Genomic DNA, 22,853 nt, shown 5'->3' on the forward strand with positions numbered 1-22,853 from the left:
CAGATCACCTTCCTCTCTTACCCGTACTATATTCCTTTACACCTTCAGCTACTGTAACAGCTGCTTTTTCCAAGTTCTCCTTATTACCTAACTGACTGATGACTCTGTCTGCCAATTTTGTTGCTACTTCAATAATCTCTTTCCCATAACAGGTCTTGTCAAATAATCTATCAAGCCTTTTTTCATCAGCCTTTAGACTTTCATACTTCTTCTGATATTCACTATAATCCTGAAAATCTTTTGGATCTACTCTACGAGCATCTGCATCAAGTATTAGCTCATAGTTCCACTCGCAGACAGTATCAATCACATCATCTATCGGATACAGCTCTATCTCTCCATTTTCTTCTGCTATGTCCTGTCTGTACATCTTTCCATCAGAATCAACGCCTATTGCATAATCATGATCTTCCATATAGTTAAGAAGAATTGCAGCATCTTCTATCGAAGGGTTGAGTAGTATATCAAATGTGTCTGCCCAAGCAATCAGTTCTTCCGGTTTTGAAAATAGTGTAATTTCCATATCCATTGCTGCCTTGCACCTCCTTATCCGTGTTTAGTAAATATTCACCATAGCTCCAGTCTTCGGTTAGTCCCCGGCGACTGCTAGATACGCATCAGAGACATCTCTGTCCTGATGCCATCTAGTTAGGGGAAATTTTCCCCTAAAACCCTTTGTTTATATTAGTGGGGGCGCTTTTTGCCCCCATTTTGATACTTTGGTGGCACTTTCTGCCCCCACTTTGATACTTTGGTGGCACTTTTTGCCCCCACTTTTATATTGAGCATCATCTGAATTTCATCATGTCCAAATTGCGGGGGCGCTTTTCGCCCCCACTTTGACATTTTGGTGGCGCTTTCTGCCCCCACTTTGCTGTTTTGGAGGCGCTTTCTGCCCCCACAATTTAAAATGCAGTTAATCATGCCCTTGCATGGTTAATTGCTTTCTTCCCTGGTCCGGAAAGATTAAGTTTTGTAGCGACAAGCCACTCATTATAATCCTTATATCCTGCTGGTGGTGGACAATCCTCTACATCATATCCGAGTTCATAGTACTTCTTCATAAGTTCAGATGCCGCCTTTCTTCCCGGCTCATCAGCATCAAGACAGAATCGGATGGAAGCAATCTGTGGATGTTCTTTAAGGAATGTTTCAAGTGGTGCATCCGCAAGCATTCCAAGAGCCAGCTTATTTGATTCATAATCCGTGAATATATCCACATAACTCATAAGATCAATTGCAGCTTCAAATACGACAAGCTCTGTGCTTTTTACATTTACCACATTAAATCCATATTTTTTATCATTGCCTACAACATCACACTTGAAAGGTTTTCCCTGCTTATCAAACACACCTCTCATACTGGCAAATCTGGTCACTCCATTCTTATCATTTCCCTTAAACACTACATTGTGATAATGTCTGCTCTCATAAATCAGTCCACCTTTTAAAAACAAATCTATAACAGTTCTACTGATTCCACGCTCATTATTAAGATAAGAAATCAGATAAGAATTATCTCCTGCCGGTTCCGGGAGCACAAAAGACTTCCTCTCCTCAGTTCGTTTCTGTGCTACCTGATGGATGAGTGGTTGCTTTTCCCTGCTTTCAATTCTTCTATATCCAGCGAAGTCTAGAAGCCAAAATACAGCATCTTTTACACTCATTCCACAGAACACTCTAAGGAAGTCTATCTGCGAACCACCGTTACTACCCTTATCAAACTGCCTTGACCATCTGAACCAATGACTGCGGTTATAAATACGGATAGAGTCCATCTCCTTTAAGGTATGATACTTTCCAATTCGCCTTACTGTATATCCAAGACTTTCTGCTACTGCACAAAGATCAACACTTTTTGCAATGGCAAGCTCTTCATCCGTAAATCTTCCATCCATTATCTTCACCTTGCCTTTCCCTGCTCTGCAACAAGCGGTGACTTAATATCAAGCGTCCTGTAATCGGTGCTAAGTGTAATCTTAGGATTGTCAATCATGCCCTTTTCCCTAAAACTAAAGAAAGTACGATTATCTCCTCCGACAATGATATGATCCACAAGCGGTATTCCCATAAGTTCACACAACTTATTCATCCTGTCAGTCATCATCGTGTCTGCCTTGCTTGGAAATACGTTGCCGGAAGGGTGACAATGGATTAGCATCATACTTGCAGCATTACTAAGGATACTGGACTTAAACAGTTCCCTTGGATGTGCCATTGCTTCATTCAAAGAACCTACACTTGCAAAATGCACATTGATAGGCTTTAGGTCTGACCGCAGATTCACAACACAGACCACTTCTCTGTCAAACTGACACATACACTCTCCCATTACAGCAGCTATATCTGTCGGATTGTTAAAGGTATGCTCCGAATAAATCGGGGCATCCTTTACAAGTCTTACCGACACAACATCAAGTTTGAAGTCGTTCTTCTTTGGCATCACGCTCATCACCCTCTCCAAACTCGATACAAATAATAAAGTCATCTTTCTGGCTGTTTATGAGAGCAATGAATTCTTCCATTGTAAGTTCCTGCTCCATAAACTCCTCCTATCTTGACTTATCCTTTGCGTCATATACAAGTGGCGATTCTGCCACGATACCATCAAGTCTCTTGTTTGGTGTGTCTGTAGCAAGAGTGAGCTTTCTTAAATCCTTGTCATAGTGATATACCTGATTGGAAAGCCTCTCATCTAAATCTACTGCCTCCATATTCACCTGCACTACCATTTCTGCAAGTTCTTCTGGACTTCCCATATCTGAAGAAACTGCAATAACCTCATGCACACTTGAAGGCAAAATATAGAGGTCACTTTCAAGGTTTTCTGCCAGATCATGAAGTTCATTCTCATAAAGCATTGACACAGCACCATTGACACCCGTTTTATTTGAGATTACCCACATCGTCTGCTCTGGTGGAATCTCACCAATCATCATATCTGCCATCTCCGGTGGCATTCCATCCTTTAAGAACATATCTCTCATCACATCATTCATACTTCTTACAGTAGGCGGAAAGATTCTTCTTGTATTCTCTGCAGCATACTTAAAAAGTTGCTCCTCATTCATTCCAATTCTTTCGGCAAGCTCATTTGTAACTTTTGTACTCTGCACACCATCTGCATCAACTTTCATGACAAGCCTGTACATAATGGAAAGATCCTGGAATTCTCTGTGTGGCACCTGTTCCAAAAGAGATTTATTCTGTTCCGTATTGATAATCTGAAATACTACCTTCTCATTCGCACCTTCATACAGACTATCCACGCTGATTGGTGGAATCTCCTCGTATGCTTGTGCCATAGTGTCACATGCTGACATAAGTGTTTCTTCAAGATCTCCGCAATTCTCATATCTCTTATACATGTCATTGATATAAATGGTAGGAGACACGTTCTTACCAGCTTCTCTAAGGCTAAGACCATCAAATGTCACATTTACCTTTTCCACAGGAGCAATCGCAATCTCCATTCCCTTAAACTTTTCTGGCATATAATCCAGAAACTTCTCTTTTACTACTTCCTTAAAAATCTCATAATTCATCATAATGTTTATCCTCCAAATCAAAAAAATTGGGGAACATAAGTCATTGGCTTACATTCCCCGCTGGGTTATAGTTGTTGTTATGGACTATTTAATCAAGAATATATCCCTTCTTCTGTAAGAGGGATAGGCTCTGTGTTCCGTGCTTATCCACTCTTTCAGTGAATTATTTATATTTTATGCACGAAACACTTAGGACTGTCCCGTATTCTGTGCATTGTAGTCTCCTTTCATTATATCAGCTCTCTTAATTTAAAGAAATACTGCATAAGTCTTCTGCTTTTCTTATAACTTAAGAATAATCCCTTTACCTGCATATCCTCACCTCCTTCAAAATGTTCCCATTCTTACGAATGAAAGAAATACTCTAGCCAACATACCGAATAGAAGAAGAACTAACTTGGCAAGTCCTAAGACCAGCTTCAATGCACCAAGTATAATTCTAAGTATCCACTTGAGTATCTCTAATACCACTGTTCCTATGGCTTCCATAATTCTTCTCATAATAATCAGTCTCCTTTCGACATCCAGCTCATTGCAAGTCCTGCAACATCTGCATCATCCATTACATCCTCTGTAGGTTCTTCATCTTTGTTATAAGTACTTGGTCTGACAACCGACTGACCTACATTCATTCCAGATATCACCCCACCAAGTAGCTTGATTACTTCTTTTCTTGCCTCATTCATTGCAACTTCAATAAGTTCTGCTTTGATTTCATCAATATCTTCCACAGATATAAACGATTCTCTTTTTCTCTCTTTCTTCTCCATGAACTGCTCTTCACCATAATGGTCAATGTAAAACTGGCAGGCATCTATAATGAACTGATTCTTGGATTTAAATATATTCGGATCAAGATTTTGAAGTACATTGTTAATCTTTACATGCTGAGGATTGTTCATATTGAGACGAACGGAAGTCTTTACTTCATATTCAAGTCTTCTTCCCATGTTAAGCACCTCCTACGATAATCTCTTAGCACTCTTAAGTCCCATCGTTGCAAGTTGCTCATACCCTCTTGCATTTGCTTTAATATCAAGGATATATGAGATATTCTTTGCATCATAATTGCTAAAGTTCTTCATTACAACTGCTCCACCACCAACGAATATGATTGGAGTTGTCTTTAAGTTATAGCCAAACTCACGGATTGAGTTATAGACCTTTTCGACAAAATCCTCTATCTCCACTTTGATGATTGCAAAGTAATCATCGTCAATATCGGACCTGCCATAACGCATAATATTCTGGATTTCAGACTCATCTACTTCCCCATTCAGCTGTCTTACACACTGTTCATTGATAGAACGCATACAGGTAATAAGACCTCTTGGAACTGTCACACACTTTGATTCATCCGGTGACTTATTTATTACCGGCATAATATCAATCGTCCAGCTTCCAATATCAACAATCAACGTTTTCTTTGCCATCGTCGGTATCTTATCGACTACCGCTGCATAACACTGGGGGAATACTGCAACATCATCAATTTCAATATGATAAGCTTCATCTTCAAATCTGAAATTCACTTGCTTATTCTTTGTCAGATATTTGATAAAGTCAGTTTTTTCGGCACCAAACCTTGTAAGTGGAAGTCCTACTGCAAGAAATACCTTTGCCTCTGCAAGTCCTCTTCTCTTCAGCTCCTTTGCAACTGCTGCAAGTGTGAGAAGATAAAAGCTGTCATCTTCTACCTTGGTATCCTTTACTTCCTGCCTTACAGTTCCAACCTTGTAATACTTGCCTTCATACTCAAGCACATCACCAAAAAGTGCCGGAGTCGTTGTAATCTCCTTAACACCTGTGACAAATACCTGAGAAATTGTTTTCATCATTGACCAGCCATGATCAATGCCGATGACTTCTAATTTATTGTTCATGTCTTTCGCACATCCTTTCTTCCTAAACAGCCATTCAAACACGTCATCACCTACTTTCCAATCAACTTACGCATACAAGGAAAACAATAGCCATTTCCTTGATAATAAGAGCAACCAACACATTCTGACGGAAGCTTCGATTCCTTTTTCTTGGATAGTTTACAACATGTTCCATTGGCACATCTGTTGTTATGTCCCCAAAAAATCTGCAATTCATACAGTCTTTTAATTCTCCCTCAAGTTTTTTCTCTGGAGACACATATCTGCTATTCTTATACTTATCTCTTTTTTCAACTGTTCCCACCTGAGCTATCCTCCCTTCCAAGGAGTGATTGCTGTCTAATTCGTTCCAATACTCTGTCAGACTCGCCTGCCGTCCTTGCTAATGAAAACAATACGATAAGAACAATTATTACTAATGCTATACTAAATCCAATCATCACTTCGTCCTCCTTCTAATTAGTGCCATATAGACAAAAATAGAATTTGGAAGTGATATAGTCTACATGGCTATGCTTAATGCTTAAGCATGTAGGTACACGTCAGTCTTCTAGACTCCTATATCGCCCCGTGTACAAAGAGGTGTGCTCACCTCCGGGAGTTACAGACGAGCCACTAAACGTGTTTCACGACGCCCTTCTGAATTATCAGAAGCACTATCTCCTCTCTTAGCCTTGTGAGGATAAGGACGACCTTCTCGCCCTCCGTGGGTGATTATCCTTACGCAACATGCCGGTCTACGCTTCGCTTCGATCTGCGTAGAGCAGAGTTCCACTGGACCTCTTGCGCCCTTTTACCAGATTTCCATCCAACTTCTCGTCCTTCATCTCTCGATCCATCAGACTACTAATATGATAGCTGTGACTTTCATCCTCCAGGTACATGCCCCGTAATTTTACTACCTATGAATTTCTTCATAGTGCATATAAAATGCAAATCTGTAACTGAGTATTCAGTTGTACAGTCCAATCTCTCTTGGACAATTGATATTCTACTATGAGCATCTTTTTTACGGAAGTGACACCACTGGTGTATTTTCACTGGTTTTCACCAGTTTTTGGTGCATTTGTGTTCTCCTTCAATTTATTCCACAAATGTTTCGGCAATGACCTTGCTGGTTCTCTGAATTGCTCAAGGTATTCCTCGAATAACTCCGTGTTAATCAAAGCAGAGTTTCCTACTTTATAAACTGCACCTGCCTCTCTTGCAATTACGATAATTCGAGATTTGCTAATTCCATAAATAACAGCACCTTCTTCAGCATTTACATACTTCTTCATAAAATCCTTCGTATCTGAATAGCACTTATATGAATATCCCATTTCAATCATCTCCCTTCATATTTGGTAATGGATGCTTCATCTTTGTTGGAGGCTCTCTGAACTGTTCCATATATTCATCAAACACTTCTAAATTAATTAGAATAGTATTTCCTTTTGCAGTACCTATCTTATATACTGCTCCTGCTGCTCTTGCCATTTCGATAAATCTGTGATGTCCTATGCTATATGTCATAGAACCTTCACCAATTCTAACAAATTTTTTTTCAACTATTTTGTTTGAACTTGGGACTTTTGTGAAATGCTTCATAAATTCAACCAACCTTCCCTTATGTATCAATGTAATTTTTGAGAGCTTATATCTCGCTCCGGCTGCTAGCGCTATCTCAAGTGCCTCTTCTTTTGATACATTCAACATTGACATTACCTCTTCTATACGAATATACCTTTTATTTATTTGTTCATTACGATACGCACTAACTGAACCACTTAATGTATTTACCATTCCATCACCTACTTATAAAAATCTGAATCAGTAATATGATACTTTTCAAGGTATTTATCCAATATTTCTGTATTAACAAGTACCAGTTGTCCGATTTTATAACACGCCTGTGCTTCCTTGGCTAATTCCTGAAACTTTGTCTTCCCCATGCTATACATCTTTGCCCCATCAGCATATCTGACAAATTTCTTCATATCCTGAAATCTTCCACCATTTACTTTTTCTCCATTCATAATAATCACCTTTCTTGTATTCACCACAGCTATAAATGACGTATTTCTCCATAACGCAAAAAAGAGGACATCTTCTAAATTTCTTTAGAAAATGTCCTCTTAGTAGTTCATATTTGATTGAATTTATTTCTTTTCAGATTGTATACTCTTTCATACTGATGTATATGACTATGCCAAAATGCGTCCTAAAATACGTCCTCTGACGCATCCACACCCTTCAAACCCGCATAAATACTAGGTTTATTTATCGAGTGACTTCATCGTCGGGAACAGTAATACGTCCCTGATTGCCTGGCTATCTGTCAGAAGCATCACAAGACGGTCGATTCCGTATCCGATTCCACCTGTTGGCGGCATACCGATTTCAAGCGCATTGAGGAAGTCCTCGTCTGTGTGCTCTGCCTCATCATCGCCTGCTGCTGCGTTGGCATCCTGTGCTGCGAAACGCTCACGCTGGTCGATTGGGTCGTTGAGCTCTGAGTATGCGTTACACATCTCCCATGTATTACAGAACAGCTCAAAACGCTCTACCTTTGTAGGGTCGCTTGGTTTCTTCTTGGTGAGAGGTGATATCTCGATTGGGTGATCCATAATAAAGGTTGGCTGGATAAGCTCTTTCTCACAGTACTCCTCGAAGAAGAGGTTTACGATGTCACCCTTCTTGTGACGCTCCTCATACTCGATATGATGCTCGTCTGCAAGCTTCTTTGCGGCTGCATCATCAGGTACCTGGTCGAAGTCTACGCCTGCGTATTTCTTGATTGCGTCTATCATTGTCATTCTTGCGAATGGCTTTCCAAGGTCGATCTCCACGCCGTTGTATGAGATTTTTGTCGAACCGCATACCTTCTCAGCGAGGTAACGGAACATTGACTCTGTCAGCTCCATCATGCCCTCGTAGTCTGTGTATGCCTGATAAAGCTCCATAAGTGTGAACTCAGGGTTGTGACGTGTATCTACACCCTCGTTACGGAAAACTCGTCCGATCTCGTATACTCGCTCAAGTCCTCCGACGATGAGTCTCTTTAAGTAAAGCTCAAGGGAAATACGAAGCTTTACATCCTCGTTCAATGCGTTGTAGTGTGTCTCGAATGGTCTTGCTGCGGCACCTCCTGCGTTTGAGACAAGCATAGGTGTCTCAACCTCCATGAAATCACGGCCTGCAAGGAAGTTACGGATTTCCTTGAGTATCTGTGAGCGCTTGATAAATACCTCTTTGCTCTCCTGATTCATGATAAGGTCTACATATCTCTGACGATATCTGGTATCTGTGTCTGTCAGTCCATGGAACTTCTCCGGGAGTATCTGGAGTGATTTTGAAAGCAGTGTTATCTCCTCTGCATGGATTGAGATTTCGCCTGTCTTTGTTCTGAAGGCGAAGCCCTTTACACCGTAGATATCACCGATGTCTGATTTCTTGAAGTCTGCGTATGAGTCTTCTCCGATATTGTCCCTTGCCACATATACCTGGATATTGCCCTTTAAGTCCTGAATATTGCAGAAAGAAGCCTTACCCATGACACGCTTGAACATCATACGTCCTGCGATGCTTACCTCGATTGGCTTTGCATCCATGATTTCTCTTCTCTCGTTGTAATCATTGTTGATTACCTCTCGCTTTGCAGCGTCATCCAAGCCCTCAACATCCGGAGCCTTTCTGTCACCGAGAATCTCAGCCTCATGAGCATTGTAAAGCTCCTTTACATCGCTGCTATGATGAGTGACATCGTACTTTGTAATCTGGAAGGGATCCTTTCCTGCTTCCTGTAAATTCTGTAATTTTTCACGGCGGACCTTAAGGAGCTGGTTTACGTCCTGCTGCTGTCCACCCTTGTTATTATTCTGATTTACCATTTTTTACCTCTTTTAGTTCTCTTCTGCTCTCTGGATCTCGAGTACCTTGTATGTGAGCTCTCCTACCTGAGTCTCAACAGTTACAGTATCTCCGACTTTCTTTCCAAGAAGAGCTTTACCTACAGGTGACTCGTTTGAAATCTTGCCCTTTAAGCTGTTTGCCTCTGTTGAACCAACAATTTTGTACTCAAGCTCCTCATCAAACTCACAATCTAAGATGCGGATCTTACATCCGATAGAAATCTTGTCAAGGTCAACCTCCTCCTCAACAACAACCTCTGCATTTTTAAGGATTTTCTCGATTTCCTCAATACGAGCCTCGATATCGCGCTGCTCATCCTTAGCTGCATCATACTCAGCATTCTCAGATAAATCACCCTGCTCACGAGCCTCCTTGATCTTCTGGGAAACCTCTTTACGCTTAACAACCTTTAAATGCTCAAGCTCATCCTCAAGCTTCTTAAGACCTGCATATGTCAGAATATTTTTCTTGTTCTCCATGATTCTTACCCTTCTATCTTCCTTTTCTTTTATTTTATTATGTTGATTTGCTAAAATGAAACTTCCCACTTCAAAGACTTAATTTACCGGAAAGTATACAGTATATTCCGAAGAAAAATATGAACTGCCACGGGTTTCCATAACCCTCGGCAACGGAAACCCCGCAGCAAAGAAAAACCCTCTATCCGCGATTCGTTCCCGTGGCTAACTTCATATTTTTCTGAGGAATAAACTGTATGCTACGCCGGTAACCACGATACCCTAAATGTGGGAAGTTTGTTTTATTAAATCGTAAAGCCTATTTTAACGCGTGTATTATAATTGAAAATCCCCACGCTGTCAAGGATTTGGCCGATTTCAATTTTGAAGCTTTTCCTTATACAAAAGCTCCTCAAGCTGTTCTAAGCTCTCCACCGTATTCACCGCCGCGCGCAGCCTTGATGAATGCGGATATCCTGCCGTATACCACGCTGTGTGCTTTCTCATCTCGTGTATTCCCGTGTACTCGCCCTTGAACTCTATCATCATGCGTGCATGGCGCAGTATCATCCGGCGTACTTCCTCAAAGGATGGCTTTTCCTGATGCTCGCCGGTCTCAAAGTAATGCAGTATCTGTGAGAAAATCCATGGATTGCCCTGCGCTCCCCTGGCTATCATAAAGCCGTCGCAGCCTGTCTGCTCCTGCATTTTTATGACATCCTCTGCGCAAAGCAGGTCTCCGTTTCCTATGACAGGTATTGAGACAGCCTCTTTTACCTGCCTTATGATATCCCAGTCGGCTTTACCGGAGTAGTACTGCTCTCTGGTCCTGCCATGCACTGCGACTGCGCTTGCGCCACTTTCTTCAGCCACATGCGCCAGCTCTACTGCGTTGATATGCTCATCATCGAAGCCCTTTCGTATTTTTACGGTGACCGGCTTATCTATCGCTTTTACTATGCTCTCTATAATCTGACCTGCAAGAATCGGATTTTTCATGAGTGCTGAGCCCTCACCGTTGTTTACGATTTTGGGCACCGGGCATCCCATGTTGATATCCAGTATGTCAAACGGTCTTTCCTCTATCTGCTTTGCTATCTGAGCCATTATCTGCGGGTCTGAGCCAAACATCTGCAGTGAAACAGGCTTTTCTCTTTCATCTATTGAAAGAAGCGACTCTGTATTTTTGTTTTTGTACAAAATTGCCTTGGCGCTGACCATTTCCATACATAAAAGGCCGGCTCCCTGCTCCTTGCACAATAAGCGAAATGGCAGGTCTGTCACGCCTGCCATAGGTCCCAGTATCAGGTTATTTGGGAGTGTCACACTTCCTATCTGAAGCTTTCGTATCTGATGAATATCCATACTATTACTTCACTCCCTTGCGGTTCTGCTTGCGATACACGAGGTTTATGCCCTTTAATGTCAGATCCGGATCGTATACATCCACGTTTTCTGTCTCATTGGATATTATTCTGCCGAGTCCGCCGGTCACTACAACCTTTGCATCGTACATGCCTGTTTCTTCCTTTACCTTGTTGATGATGTACTCTGTCTGTCCTATCTGTCCATACACAAGTCCCGCCTGCATGCTGGTGATAGTGTCCTTTCCGAGGATATTATCAGGCTTTTTAATCTCTATCTCAGGAAGCTTTGCCGCATCCTCCCAGAGTGCCTTGGCTGAGATACGTATGCCCGGTGCTGTGATTCCTCCCATGAAGGTACCGTTTTCATCGACCATATCGTAGGTGGTTGCTGTGCCAAAATCTATGACCAAAACAGGTCCTCCATATAATTCATATGCAGCTACGGCGTCTACTATACGGTCTGCGCCAATTTGCTGCGGATTTGGTGTGGCGATACGGATGCCTGTTTTGATGCCCGCCTCCACGATTATCGGCCTGATATTAAAGTATTTTATTAGGCCATTCTGCAGTGAATGCATGATATTCGGTACAACGGAGCATATGATTGCATCATGTATGTCGTCCATGCCTACCTGATTTCTTTCAAGCAGATTGCTCAGAAGCATGCCGTATTCATCTGATGTACGTGGCATTTTAGTTGTAATTCTAAAGCTCGCTTTTATCCTGTCACCATCAAATACGCCGCATGTTATGTTTGTATTTCCTACGTCCAGTGCTAAAATCATCTGTTATTCCTCCTCGAATCCTTCTCCCAAAAATACTATGCGATAATACGTCTCTATCGACTCGAGCAGCTCTCTTCGCTCGTTGCGGTACTGCTTTATCTTTAGCACGCTTCCTATCTCATCATAGAAAAAGTCATTTTCCTTGCAGGATGTTCTGAAATCGAGGTTTCCGTCCTCATCAAACACCAGCTCCAGTATGCCTCCCACATCCTCTGTATACAGGACGCACATGATTTTGAGCTCGTCCCTTATAGTCTGTGGAAGTCCGTTAAAATTCTCGTTCAGATAATATTTTTTCTGATATGCGTTTGACACGCAAAGTACTACCTCTTTAGACATATCCGTATATTCCTCTCACTGATACTTCTCCGCTTGAAACCAGCTTACGCGATTCCCATGTGTCCACGATCAGCTCGCCCTTAGGCGTGATGCCCATTGCCTTTCCGTCAAACGGCTCCTTCGGGTCCAGTACCCTTACTGATTTGTTCCTGTTGACCAACAGCTCATCATACTCCCTGACGAGGGCTGAAAGGTCCTGCGTCTTTAAAAATGTATCATAATACTGCTCAAAGTATGACATGGTCTCTGCGATTATCTGCGCACGGTGGAATCTTTTGCCACCTGCTTCTATCATGAGTGAGCTCGCCATCTGACTGATTTCCTCCGGAAAGCTCTCATTGTGCACGTTGATACCGATGCCTACAACAATATGGTTGATGTAGTCAAACTGCGCATTCATCTCTGTGAGTATGCCGCACACCTTTTTGCTGTTTACCACAATGTCGTTTGGCCACTTTATCAGGGCTTCCTCGCCGGTTACGCTTGTTATGGCCTTTGCGACAGCAAGCGCAGCCACAAGCGTGAGCATGGATGCATTGTTTGGATTGATATCAGGCTTTATCATAAGTGTCATGAAAATACCTGTGCCGGACGGCGATACCCAGCTGCGACCGCGGCGCCCCTTGCCTGACTCCTGCTTGTCCGCTACGACTAAGGTGCCGCTCGGATAGCCTTTTTCGGCAAGCTCCTGAGCCTTGGTGTTGGTGGAGTCTATTGTATCAAAATACAGCACTTCCTTTGCCACCCATTCTGTGTGCATGAGGCTTTTTATCTCCGCCTCTGTCATCAGATCCGGCGCTGCCATGAGCCTGTAGCCCTTATTCTGTTGTGCCTCTATCTCATATCCGGCTTCCTTTAGCTGGTTTATGGCCTTCCACACGGCTGTACGCGATACTCCGAACCGGTTGCATAGCTCCTGCCCTGAAATATAGCCGTCAGCGCTGCGTAGAAGTCTAAGTATTTCTTCCTTCATGCTTTATTCCTTAGCTTTTAATCGAATTGTAACTATTCACAAATATCCCGCAGACAAATTTCCGTCAATCTTTTGTTGCGGTCATTGCTTGCCGTACTAATCAGCAAGTGTTGCACGCATGATAGCCTTGATTGAGTGCATACGGTTCTCTGCCTCATCAAATACCACTGAGCGCTCTGACTCAAATACCTCGTCTGTCACCTCAAGCTCGCTCAGTCCAAACTTCTCATAGACCTGCTTGCCGATAGTGGTCTTTAAATCATGGAATGCAGGCAGACAGTGCATAAAGATTGCGCTATCCTTTGCATTTTCAAATGCTTTTGCATTTACCTGATATGGCTTTAAGTCGTTAATTCGCTCTGCCCATACCTCTTCCGGCTCGCCCATTGATACCCACACATCTGTGTAGATGACATCTGCGTCCTTTGTGCCCTCTGCCACATCCTCTGTGAGTGTGATAGATGCGCCGGTTGTTTCTGCAACGTCCTTACAGTATTTTACAAGCTCATCATTTGGGAAATATTTCTTGTTTGTGCATGCCACGAAGTCCATGCCAAGCTTTGCACATGTGACCATGAGTGAATTTCCCATGTTGTATCTTGCATCGCCCATGTATACAAATTTCACGCCCTTGAGTCTGCCGAGGTGCTCACGGATTGTAAGCATATCTGCTATCATCTGTGTCGGGTGGAACTCATTTGTCAGGCCGTTCCATACCGGTACGCCTGCGTATTTAGCCAGCTCCTCCACGATTTCCTGTCCATATCCACGGTACTCGATTCCGTCAAACATTCTGCCGAGCACGCGCGCTGTATCGGCGATGCTCTCCTTTTTACCTATCTGTGAACCGCTCGGGTCAAGGTATGTGACATGCATTCCAAGGTCATGTGCCGCTACCTCAAAAGAGCAGCGAGTTCTGGTACTGGTCTTTTCAAAAATCAGCGCTATATTCTTGCCTGTGAGGTCATCATGTCTGATGCCTTTTTTCTTCTTTTCCTTCAGCTCCTGTGAGAGGTCAATCAGATAAGTAATCTCTTCCGGAGTGTAATCCATAAGTTTTAAAAAGTTTCGTCCCTTTAACTGCATTGCTCTTGCCTCCTGGGTTTTATTTGCATCGTTTATAGATGCAGGTTACTATAATTTATATCTGTAGTTTGCTATAATGATGTCATTTTACTCTATTTTGTGGTATGTTGCAAGAGGTTTGAAGCATTGACGCTCTGACTGTAAAACCACGCCGGACAAATAATTAAAGAGGCTGCAAACCAACAAGCTTTGTTGATTTGCAGCCTCTTTGTTATTTCTTTATATCAGCTGTATATTATCTGAACTTCATATTTCCGATTGATATTCCTGAGCCGTGATCATTGAAGGATGTACATCCTCCTGTGTTGTCCACTCCGGACATTGCCTCCTGTGCTGCACTGTAGCATGAAGAAGAAATGCGTCCGCTAAGCTTTCTTGCGAGCTTTCCTGATGATGCCGGTCCAAACTGGCCTTTCTGGTAAATAACACCTGAGATGCTGTTTGGATATGAGCTGCTCTTTACTCTGTTGATGACTGCCGCTCCTACTGCGAGCTGACATTCATAGCTCTCTCCGCCTGCCTCGCACTCGATGATTGCTGCAAGCAGTGTCAGGTCATCTGCTCCTGCACTTACTGCCTCGCCCTGTGTGGTCTCAGCCTTCTTTGATGAAGTATTTTCTGATGTATTTTTCTGTGCTGCTTTGGCTGCCTCTGCGGCTGCCTTTTCTTCTGCGGCCTTTCTCTCAGCCTCTTTCTGTGCTGCTATCTGTGCCTGTTCCTCTTCAATGGTGATACCCACCCTTGTGTTGAGGGAACGTGTCGCATAATCTGCTGCGATATATCCTGTCTGTGAATCACATACTACTGCGATCCAGCCATCTGTCGCCTGCACTGCGCGGTCAACCTGATAGGTCTTGCCCTGGTCTGCTACCGCTAAGACCTTGCTGTTTGTATCTGCTGCCTCTCTCACACGAAGTCCATCTGTATTTACTGTGGCGATTTCTCCGCATGTGTCGTAAGCATAGCTTAGTGCGTCAGTTCCGGTCACACAGTAAGAAACATTAACGTATCCGTCTACATTTCCTGACTTGATGTGAGCCCATGTGCCATCGTTTTCTACGATGTCTGCCACACTTCCTTTATATAATTTTCCAACAATATCTGACTGTTCATCGGCCTGTGCTCTTACGTTGAGTGATTCTTCAACGTTTGGCATAAGCTTTGTCTGCCATTCCTGCTGCTCCTGTGTGAGCTGCGGCTGCGCCTCCTGCTGCTGCACTTCCTGCTGTGTATCCTGTGCTGCTGCCACCATCTCAACATTTTCTTTTTCTACTGTAACAGCATTCTCTGCTGTGAGGCTCTTCTCATAATCAAAAAGAGTCGCTGCTACGCCGGCATAACTATTATAACTCGTATGCTCTAAACTAGTGTTTGCTAGCACCTTATCCTCTGCTTTGACCTCAGAGCGTCCGCTGTTAGTAACCGCGGTAATCGTCAGCATAGCGCACAGTCCACAGACCGTAATGCTCTCGATTACTTTTTTGTTTAGCTTCATATAATCCTCCATATGGTGTAGTATATGTTATTTTTGTTACGTTTATTACACCTATGTTGCATTTGTTACAACTTTGTTACAATTGGTATAATATCACAGTAATACCATTTTGTCAAATTTCATGGAAAAATCTCCTGCAGCACCGATGAAATCACCCCATCCTGATGTACCTTATGCTCTATCTCCAGCTTGTCGCTTTCGCTTCTCGACAGCTCGTCTATGTAGTCGCTCACCTGTTTTTCTATTTTATAAATCTCATTGCTCAAAATTCTTATCCTATGTGAGAGTGCAATCAAGGTCACTATGACTGTCAGCATGAAAAGTGCAAGCATTATCGCAAGTATGCCTCCTGCCATGATGTCCATATTGTCCATTGATAATTCCATATTAATGTGTCCTCCCTACTATTCTTTTTCCGATACATCATTCAAAATTTAACTTAACCTTTAACGCAGGATGATGTACTATTGATTATTATAACCAATTCACTTGAACTTAACAGTTCCTATCGGTCGCAAGTTTCGACATTTGTTTGGTATTGCAGGGCAAACTTTCGCCGGCAACTTGGTATTGACTTTTATTGTGTTGAGTATAATATAAAAAGGTAACTATTCAAAACCGTTAAAGAATATAAAGCAGTAATGCAAGAAAGGATACATATATTTATGAAGAAAATAGTTATGACAGGTGGCGGCACTGCTGGTCATGTCACTCCAAATATCGCTCTTATGCCGGCACTTAAGGAGGCCGGATACGATATCGAATACATCGGCTCAGTCAACGGAATGGAGAAAGGTCTTATCGAGGCCCAGAAGATTCCTTATCATGGCATTTCATCCGGAAAGCTGCGCCGATACTTTGACTGGAAGAACTTTACAGATCCTTTCCGTGTGTTAAAGGGCTACGGTCAGGCTGTAAGCCTCATGAAAAAGCTCAAGCCTGATGTAGTATTTTCTAAGGGTGGCTTCGTTTCCGTACCTGTCGTGCTTGCAGCAAAGCACTGCCACGTGCCTGCTATCATCCACGAGTCAGATATCACCCCTGGACTTGCCAACAAAATCGCCATAAAGGGCGCCAAAAAGGTCTGCTGCAATTTCCCTGAGACCATGAAATATCTGCCTGCTGACAAGGCCGTGCTCACCGGCTCACCTATCAGACGCGAGCTTTTTAGTGGCGTTGCCGAAAATGCCATAAAACTTTGTAATTTTCCTGACCACAATAAGCCTGTCATCCTCATCATCGGAGGAAGTCTTGGCTCTAAAAAGGTCAATGAAGCTGTCCGTGAAATTCTTCCTGAGCTCCTTAAGGATTTCTACGTGATTCACCTCTGCGGAAAGGGCAATCTGGACAACAGGCTTGCCGGAATCACAGGCTATGCACAGTTTGAGTACGCAAATGCTGAGCTCACCGACATGTTTGCTCTGGCTGACATGGCTATTTCAAGAGCCGGAGCCAACTCCATCTGCGAGCTGCTTGCTCTGCACAAGCCAAACATTCTGATTCCTCTTTCTGCTGCTGCCAGCCGCGGAGACCAGGTATTAAATGCAAAATCCTTCAAAAAGCAGGGCTTTTCGTATGTCATCGAGGAGGAGGAGCTCACAAAGGATTCTCTGCTTAGCGCAGTAAAAGAGGTGTACGGCAACAGGGATAAATATAAGGATGCCATGGCAAAGAGCGGTCAGATGGATTCCATCGCCACCATAATCGATTTGATTAACTCTCAGGTGAAGAAGTCGTCATAGGGTCAGAGTCTGTTTAAAGCGTCATTGCATATCATAAAAAAGAAAAAGCCCGGATATGAACTACATTTGCATATCCGGGCTTTTTGTTTTTTAATAATGTGCAACTATTAGCAGCTATTACATGCTCATCTCGTCACAGATTTTCTTCATCTCATCATCAGTGAACTCCTTATGGTTCCACTCTATGACATTCTTGTTGTCATCTGACTCATATCTTGGAATCAGGTGCATATGGAAATGGAATACTGTCTGGCCTGCCACCTCGCCATTGTTCTGTACCAGGTTGTAGCCTTCACAGCCAAGCACATCTTTCTCATGTGTCATAATCTTCTTTGCAAGCTTTGCCGCCTTGGCAAGTGTCTCATCCTCAATCTCGAAAATATTTGCATAATGCTGCTTCGGGAGGATAAGTGCATGTCCCTTTGTGGCAGGACTTGCATCAAGTATTACCTTGAAGTCATCATCCTCATAGATTGAATTGGTCGGGATATCCCCATTTGCCAGTTTACAAAAAATACAGTTATCGTCTTTCATCCTTGTCACCTCATATATATTATAATTATTATGCAACCATTCAAAACCACTTTTGCGATTGTACGTAGGATAATCCTGAATACTTACATTGTTGTAATTAAAAAGTTGCTGTAATTCAAAAGTTGTTGTAATCCAAAAGTCAGTTAAAACGGAAATATCTGGTCGAGCATGCGCAGTGTCTTGAAATTACCCTTTGCCGTCATCTCTCCGGTCATAAATGCTCTCTGGAATGTCATGTGACCATCTATTATCGATTCGATAATGCTCTGGGACATCTTCATATATACGTCAACCGGATCCTCCTCGCCATAATGTATATCAAGCTTATCCTGGTCGACCTTTATATATAGCGGCTTTTTGATGCCCTCTATAGTAAAAGAATAACATGCCGTAAAATCGGCCAGAGGAATAAAATGTGCCTCAAACTCTTTAGTATATGGCATATCACTTTCATCGTCCTTTTGTCCAAGCATATCCTTGAACATAGTGGCAAGTTCCTCTATATCCTCTTTCTGCTGCTTTACATAGGTATCATCTGACACATACTTTGAAAGCTGCTCACTCTCCTGCGGAGTCAGATTAAGCTGCTGCGTCCTGAGTACACTCTGTTTTACTGCCTGATTGCTGGTCGGAAGACTCTTAATCTTTTGAGATATCGTCCTGTATAGATTTTCTGCGCGCTTTTCTATGATAAGATTATACTCCTTATTGAGCTGAAAAGCGGAAATATCCTCCACATATCCACAAAGTCCGGAGCACGGCAATCCTCCAAGTATCTCCCATGCATTTGCCAGTGTCGTCTCTGCCTCACGCTCTCCATATGTAGTTGACATGACAATCGGCTGCATATATGTCGTACTTATCTTTTCCTTGTCTCCATACAGCCAGCACGCATCAAGAAACTGCTGCATATATCCGCCTATGCCCAGCCATTCAACTGTCGTAGCCAGTATAATACCGTCAACATCCTTAAAGGTCTGAGGAAGTGTTGCAATCTCATTCTTGTGCTCATATATATTATATCTCTCAACCTTTACCCGAAGCTCCCGAAGCACATTTTCCATCTTGCCTATTACATACAATGTAGGGTCATCTAACAGCCCTCTTCCACCATAGTAAATATTTATTTTCATATTGTATTCTCCTATTCAAGAATGATATTTTTATTATATCTCTTTTTTCTATACAATACAATTGAAATGATAAATCCACCTGCAAGTCCACCCAGATGATCCCAATTGTCTACACCCGACGTAGAAACTCCGTAATATATCATCAGAATAACCATAAATATAACCTGCTGTCTGCTGATTCCCTCATAAAATCCTCTGTTGGCAATCACAATCCAGACTAATGCCCCAACCATGCCAAATATTGCCCCTGAAGCACCTGCCGAAACAGCATAATCATTATTGTGCAGCATAATTGCATATGACAAAACACTTCCGCATATTCCGGCCACAATATATGCAATCAAAAATCTGACATGCCCCATCGCAATCTCCACAATACGCCCAACCGCACCTAACATTATCATATTATTTAAAATATGCATAAGACCAAAATGCATAAACATAGACGTAAACATCCTCCAGTACTGGCCATTTTCTGCCACATATGGTGGATACATTGCTCCATGCTCAGCCATATATTGTGCATCCAGCGTATTTCCGAAAATACTCATCACCGCAAATACTATGATATTCGCCGCAATAACAGCCGTCGTGATATAAGGTTTTGAATCGTAATAATTTTTATTGTGCAAGTCTGTAATCTACTCCCTGTTAAATAATTATGATAAGCTGTCCATTATTAATAACAAATATAAGTATGACCATAAGTATAGGTACAATCATAAATTCATATATGACCATAAGTATAGGTATAATCATAAATATAAATATAGATATAATTATACTTATATCCGCAGGCCTTTTCAAGGATACATATCACACAAACCTGTACTTCACATCAGCAAATCTGACTATATCATTTGATTTAAGCAGCTTTTTTTCTTTATAGGCCAATACTTCATCATTCACAAAGGTTCCATTTGTGGAGTTCAAATCCTCAATATAGAATTCCTGATTTTCCTTATTAATTACAGCATGAAAACGACTTATGGTATCCTTGCCTATCACTGCATCAGACTCATCAGTCTGACCTATGCGGGTGCATTCCTTGTCTATTATGATATTATTTCTATTCTCCATTCCTTCGTACAAGAGCATTCCCTGCGGATGCTCCCTGTAATCACTTAAACATACCGTAGGATGCACCTGACGCGGCATCACCTCTGCTTCCTCCCCCGGCTGTATAATAACAGCCTCATCCTCCGGCTCTATGGTTCTTTTCCTCCGACTGTCTTTTTGAGGTTTGAGCTTCATTCTCTTTGAATTTGATTGTTTTGAATTTAATTGTTTTGAATCTGATTTATTTGTCTTATCCGCCTTTTTTATTTCAGGCAGTTTAATATCCAGCCGCTCCAGCAAATATATCCGAAGCTTATCATAAAATGATGGAGCCTGCTCTATCTGCTTTGGTTCCTCCTGCTTTGGCAAAGGCTGTGAAATTGGAGCAATTATCTCATCCACAGGCTTTTCTGCCACTTTTTTCTGTCTTTCCTCTATTATGGCATTCCTTATGTCGGAAATGCTATAATTCCCATTCAGCGTTTTCTCATATATGCCATACGCAATGTGTATTGCCTCAGCATCACTGTGATCAAGCTTTGTCAGCATAAATTCCATCAAATTCTGAAATGACGTGTAAATTGTCTTCATCTCAGCCGGATACGCCGTAAAATATATTTCTTCCGCTTTTGTATAGATAAGTTGAGGGGCAAAAAGCATGCATTCCGGCTTTACCAGATGGTTCTCCAAAAGCTCCATTTTATTGCAAATGCTGACCACGAGCTTCTCCAAAAACTCAAGCTTGATGTCATTATACTGACACCTCATCTCCAACGACTGCATACCTGAAATATCATACCAGTACTGTCCTTCATTGTTCACATAACACTTCTCCATGGATAAAAATCCGGGGATAGTGTTCTTAAGTAAAATCTTTTCATCTAACGGCTTTACTCCGTCACATCGTAATTTCATAAAGCTGCCTGTCATTCTTCTCTCATATACTATTTCATTGCAGTTCATCTACTACCTCCTTTACCACCTGATAATTATAAAAGTCATCAACCAGCCACATATCTGTAGCCGTCTCATATGATGTATCTGTCTTTATCTCCTGATATAACAACAGTCCCATCTTCATCACAACAGCCATCATAAAAATAAATATAGGTATAATAATTTCACCCTCAACGGTATAACTACCATTCAGAGAGTATAATAAATCTATATTTAATTTTTGTTTATCTGCAATATTATCTGGAATTTCATATATATCTGTATTTTCATCTATACCTGCATTTTCGTATATATTTTCATATATATTTTCATCTGCATTTTTTACTGCATTTTTATCTTGTTTTTTCATTATAAAAATACTCCTGTCAATCCATATCCCAATAGCAGAAAAGGGGTAAATGCAATCTGTTTTTTCCTGTCTGCTCTCTTAATAACTATATAAACGACAGACACTATTCCTGCTATCGTAAGTCCCATAACCAGGGAGCTGCATACTATATCCACCGATACAAATAACCCCATAAGTGTCACAACCACTGCATCTCCATAGCCTATCTGCTCCTTTGTAAAAAAGGCCATCATAAGCAGTATTCCACCTGGTATTATTGAAATCACTGTATTTATGACTGATTTATCACATGATATGATATATACCCCACCTGCAATCCCCATAATAATCAACAGTATAACCGGTATTTTTTTGGTCGAAATATCAATTATGCTTATTATTCCAAGGAAAATGATTAACTGTATCACTTTTATTCTCCTTTACATTTATTACACATAGTTTTACCCTGCACCTGCGATTTATGTATCATGTGCACTGTTCTCTTAAGCTTGCTGCACCCCAGTCTGCTGTGATACTGTGTGCCATAATCTGTAATAAAAACCGTTGATGCGTCCGTTTTTTTATCCGCTGCACAGTAACACGCGCTGTATTTATTACCATCTTTATTCCTATAGCTCCCAATATTTATCCATTTGACGCTTTTTATACTTAAATCCAGATAATTGCACTGGTCTGACAAATGGTAAACATTCCCATAGTCAGTATAATAAACATACGGGTCTGTCTGCTCATCCGGATTTTTGCCAATCCATTTTCTATGGTTACTGTGATTCTCTATCCAGATTCCATTAATATCAAAAAAATTGATTGGAAGCTTAATCTTATATTTAGCTTTAAGTGCCACGTCATCTCCATCAAGACTAGAGCCCAAAAGCGATATTCCGCCATATCCTCCGCTTACATATGTATCCACAAGCTTTGAATCAGATAGTCTGCTTCTAAACAAGGCCTCAGCCGTTGCCACAGTAATAACCGTTGAATCATTGGCGCTGCTTGCAAGAGCACTCATTCTTCCCGAATAATACAGCGCAGCTTTAACCTGTGCCTCGACCTGTATCACTCTGAAAAACAACATGATAAATACAAAGAAGCATGCCACTAACGGATATATCACTGCCGCTTCAAGGGTATAAGAGCCTTTGAGACAGATGCATGATGGTATCTTTTGTTGTTTACCATCGTCGCCTGGGAGTTTTGACTTGATATTACATTTGTTAATTTTGTTTGCTATTCCAAAAGACACCAGCATAC

General features: G+C 41.8%; 30 protein-coding genes. 1 reads left to right on the forward strand and 29 read right to left on the reverse strand.

Translation table 11 applies throughout. The features are described from left to right. Nucleotides 1–4: 4 nt before the first annotated feature. The 22 genes from ACTQ1L_RS04985 to ACTQ1L_RS05090 form a co-directional block, all read right to left on the reverse strand. Nucleotides 5–523 (reverse strand): multidrug transporter, encoded by a 519-nt coding sequence (locus tag ACTQ1L_RS04985; protein ID WP_441365738.1) that lies wholly within the window; start codon nucleotides 521–523, stop codon nucleotides 5–7. Between the two features lie 397 nt (nucleotides 524–920). Then, a complete protein-coding gene (locus ACTQ1L_RS04990; protein ID WP_441365880.1) occupies nucleotides 921–1,898 on the reverse strand; it encodes a DUF3991 domain-containing protein in 978 nt (325 codons plus the stop codon). A 5-nt stretch (nucleotides 1,899–1,903) separates the two neighbouring features. Beyond that, nucleotides 1,904–2,443 (reverse strand): JAB domain-containing protein, encoded by a 540-nt coding sequence (locus ACTQ1L_RS04995; RefSeq protein WP_417301188.1) that lies wholly within the window; start codon nucleotides 2,441–2,443, stop codon nucleotides 1,904–1,906. Continuing rightward, a complete protein-coding gene (locus tag ACTQ1L_RS05000; protein ID WP_417301189.1) occupies nucleotides 2,415–2,543 on the reverse strand; it encodes a hypothetical protein in 129 nt (42 codons plus the stop codon). Before ACTQ1L_RS05000 ends, ACTQ1L_RS04995 begins: the two co-directional genes overlap by 29 nt. A gap of 9 nt (nucleotides 2,544–2,552) precedes the next feature. After that, nucleotides 2,553–3,548 carry a DUF5688 family protein gene (locus ACTQ1L_RS05005; RefSeq protein ID WP_441365740.1) on the reverse strand — a complete coding sequence of 332 codons (996 nt, stop codon included), beginning with the start codon at nucleotides 3,546–3,548 and terminating at the stop codon, nucleotides 2,553–2,555. 327 nt (nucleotides 3,549–3,875) lie between these two features. After that, on the reverse strand, nucleotides 3,876–4,049 hold the full coding sequence (locus ACTQ1L_RS05010) for a hypothetical protein (protein ID WP_441365742.1): 174 nt from the start codon (nucleotides 4,047–4,049) through the stop codon (nucleotides 3,876–3,878). A 5-nt stretch (nucleotides 4,050–4,054) separates the two neighbouring features. Then, nucleotides 4,055–4,498 carry an ATP-binding protein gene (locus ACTQ1L_RS05015; RefSeq protein ID WP_441365743.1) on the reverse strand — a complete coding sequence of 148 codons (444 nt, stop codon included), beginning with the start codon at nucleotides 4,496–4,498 and terminating at the stop codon, nucleotides 4,055–4,057. A gap of 12 nt (nucleotides 4,499–4,510) precedes the next feature. Further along, on the reverse strand, nucleotides 4,511–5,431 hold the full coding sequence (locus tag ACTQ1L_RS05020; protein WP_441365745.1) for a ParM/StbA family protein: 921 nt from the start codon (nucleotides 5,429–5,431) through the stop codon (nucleotides 4,511–4,513). A gap of 61 nt (nucleotides 5,432–5,492) precedes the next feature. Next, nucleotides 5,493–5,735, reverse strand: coding sequence for a hypothetical protein (locus ACTQ1L_RS05025; protein WP_441365747.1), 243 nt, complete (start codon nucleotides 5,733–5,735; stop codon nucleotides 5,493–5,495). Continuing rightward, nucleotides 5,722–5,871 carry a hypothetical protein gene (locus tag ACTQ1L_RS05030; protein ID WP_441365748.1) on the reverse strand — a complete coding sequence of 50 codons (150 nt, stop codon included), beginning with the start codon at nucleotides 5,869–5,871 and terminating at the stop codon, nucleotides 5,722–5,724. The genes ACTQ1L_RS05025 and ACTQ1L_RS05030 overlap by 14 nt, the downstream gene beginning before the upstream one ends. A 597-nt stretch (nucleotides 5,872–6,468) precedes the next feature. Further along, nucleotides 6,469–6,711 carry a DUF6462 family protein gene (locus ACTQ1L_RS05035; RefSeq protein ID WP_441365750.1) on the reverse strand — a complete coding sequence of 81 codons (243 nt, stop codon included), beginning with the start codon at nucleotides 6,709–6,711 and terminating at the stop codon, nucleotides 6,469–6,471. A gap of 43 nt (nucleotides 6,712–6,754) precedes the next feature. Beyond that, nucleotides 6,755–7,216, reverse strand: coding sequence for a DUF6462 family protein (locus ACTQ1L_RS05040; RefSeq protein WP_441365751.1), 462 nt, complete (start codon nucleotides 7,214–7,216; stop codon nucleotides 6,755–6,757). A gap of 8 nt (nucleotides 7,217–7,224) precedes the next feature. Next, entirely contained in the window at nucleotides 7,225–7,449 is a 225-nt protein-coding gene (locus tag ACTQ1L_RS05045) for a DUF6462 family protein (protein WP_273747028.1), read from the reverse strand. A 240-nt stretch (nucleotides 7,450–7,689) separates the two neighbouring features. Then, the gene (gene lysS, locus ACTQ1L_RS05050) at nucleotides 7,690–9,303 is read right to left on the reverse strand and encodes a lysine--tRNA ligase (RefSeq protein ID WP_441365753.1); all 1,614 of its coding nucleotides are present in this window, start codon (nucleotides 9,301–9,303) and stop codon (nucleotides 7,690–7,692) included. Nucleotides 9,304–9,315: 12 nt separating this feature from the next. Then, nucleotides 9,316–9,804, reverse strand: coding sequence for a transcription elongation factor GreA (gene greA, locus ACTQ1L_RS05055; protein ID WP_118370657.1), 489 nt, complete (start codon nucleotides 9,802–9,804; stop codon nucleotides 9,316–9,318). Nucleotides 9,805–10,161: 357 nt separating this feature from the next. Further along, nucleotides 10,162–11,148 (reverse strand): tRNA dihydrouridine synthase DusB, encoded by a 987-nt coding sequence (dusB, locus tag ACTQ1L_RS05060; protein WP_148872507.1) that lies wholly within the window; start codon nucleotides 11,146–11,148, stop codon nucleotides 10,162–10,164. Between the two features lie 4 nt (nucleotides 11,149–11,152). Next, complete coding sequence (locus ACTQ1L_RS05065) at nucleotides 11,153–11,935, reverse strand: type III pantothenate kinase (protein WP_118392514.1); 783 nt, start codon at nucleotides 11,933–11,935, stop codon at nucleotides 11,153–11,155. A 3-nt stretch (nucleotides 11,936–11,938) separates the two neighbouring features. Further along, the gene (locus ACTQ1L_RS05070) at nucleotides 11,939–12,274 is read right to left on the reverse strand and encodes a DUF6145 family protein (RefSeq protein WP_441365756.1); all 336 of its coding nucleotides are present in this window, start codon (nucleotides 12,272–12,274) and stop codon (nucleotides 11,939–11,941) included. Next, nucleotides 12,267–13,247, reverse strand: a complete 981-nt coding sequence (locus tag ACTQ1L_RS05075; RefSeq protein WP_441365758.1) for a biotin--[acetyl-CoA-carboxylase] ligase — start codon at nucleotides 13,245–13,247, stop codon at nucleotides 12,267–12,269. Before ACTQ1L_RS05075 ends, ACTQ1L_RS05070 begins: the two co-directional genes overlap by 8 nt. Before the next feature lie 96 nt (nucleotides 13,248–13,343). Continuing rightward, entirely contained in the window at nucleotides 13,344–14,333 is a 990-nt protein-coding gene (gene argF, locus ACTQ1L_RS05080; RefSeq protein ID WP_015517510.1) for an ornithine carbamoyltransferase, read from the reverse strand. Between the two features lie 235 nt (nucleotides 14,334–14,568). Continuing rightward, complete coding sequence (locus ACTQ1L_RS05085) at nucleotides 14,569–15,828, reverse strand: cell wall hydrolase (protein WP_441365759.1); 1,260 nt, start codon at nucleotides 15,826–15,828, stop codon at nucleotides 14,569–14,571. 119 nt (nucleotides 15,829–15,947) lie between these two features. Further along, nucleotides 15,948–16,214, reverse strand: coding sequence for a hypothetical protein (locus tag ACTQ1L_RS05090; protein ID WP_321110448.1), 267 nt, complete (start codon nucleotides 16,212–16,214; stop codon nucleotides 15,948–15,950). A 279-nt stretch (nucleotides 16,215–16,493) separates the two neighbouring features. On the opposite strand from ACTQ1L_RS05090, the gene ACTQ1L_RS05095 reads away from it, so the two are divergent. Then, nucleotides 16,494–17,570, forward strand: a complete 1,077-nt coding sequence (locus ACTQ1L_RS05095; RefSeq protein WP_321110447.1) for an undecaprenyldiphospho-muramoylpentapeptide beta-N-acetylglucosaminyltransferase — start codon at nucleotides 16,494–16,496, stop codon at nucleotides 17,568–17,570. A 117-nt stretch (nucleotides 17,571–17,687) separates the two neighbouring features. On the opposite strand, the gene ACTQ1L_RS05100 is transcribed toward ACTQ1L_RS05095, so the two are convergent. From ACTQ1L_RS05100 to ACTQ1L_RS05130, 7 genes are all read right to left on the reverse strand, one after another. Beyond that, nucleotides 17,688–18,104: an HIT family protein gene (locus ACTQ1L_RS05100; protein ID WP_012740982.1), complete on the reverse strand. Its 417-nt coding sequence runs from the start codon at nucleotides 18,102–18,104 to the stop codon at nucleotides 17,688–17,690. Nucleotides 18,105–18,247: 143 nt separating this feature from the next. Then, nucleotides 18,248–19,237 carry an SCP2 sterol-binding domain-containing protein gene (locus tag ACTQ1L_RS05105; protein ID WP_441365761.1) on the reverse strand — a complete coding sequence of 330 codons (990 nt, stop codon included), beginning with the start codon at nucleotides 19,235–19,237 and terminating at the stop codon, nucleotides 18,248–18,250. Between the two features lie 11 nt (nucleotides 19,238–19,248). Further along, the gene (locus tag ACTQ1L_RS05110; RefSeq protein WP_321110444.1) at nucleotides 19,249–19,869 is read right to left on the reverse strand and encodes a rhomboid family intramembrane serine protease; all 621 of its coding nucleotides are present in this window, start codon (nucleotides 19,867–19,869) and stop codon (nucleotides 19,249–19,251) included. 184 nt (nucleotides 19,870–20,053) lie between these two features. Beyond that, entirely contained in the window at nucleotides 20,054–21,259 is a 1,206-nt protein-coding gene (locus ACTQ1L_RS05115; protein ID WP_441365762.1) for a DUF6382 domain-containing protein, read from the reverse strand. Beyond that, nucleotides 21,246–21,602: a hypothetical protein gene (locus ACTQ1L_RS05120; protein ID WP_441365764.1), complete on the reverse strand. Its 357-nt coding sequence runs from the start codon at nucleotides 21,600–21,602 to the stop codon at nucleotides 21,246–21,248. Before ACTQ1L_RS05120 ends, ACTQ1L_RS05115 begins: the two co-directional genes overlap by 14 nt. Beyond that, nucleotides 21,602–22,009, reverse strand: coding sequence for a prepilin peptidase (locus tag ACTQ1L_RS05125; RefSeq protein ID WP_321110441.1), 408 nt, complete (start codon nucleotides 22,007–22,009; stop codon nucleotides 21,602–21,604). The genes ACTQ1L_RS05120 and ACTQ1L_RS05125 overlap by 1 nt, the downstream gene beginning before the upstream one ends. A gap of 2 nt (nucleotides 22,010–22,011) precedes the next feature. Beyond that, nucleotides 22,012–22,851 (reverse strand): hypothetical protein, encoded by an 840-nt coding sequence (locus ACTQ1L_RS05130; protein ID WP_441365765.1) that lies wholly within the window; start codon nucleotides 22,849–22,851, stop codon nucleotides 22,012–22,014. Nucleotides 22,852–22,853 lie beyond the last annotated feature (2 nt).

This window comes from Agathobacter sp. LCP21S3_B2 (assembly GCF_052118705.1).
Taxonomy (GTDB): Bacteria; Bacillota; Clostridia; order Lachnospirales; family Lachnospiraceae; genus Roseburia.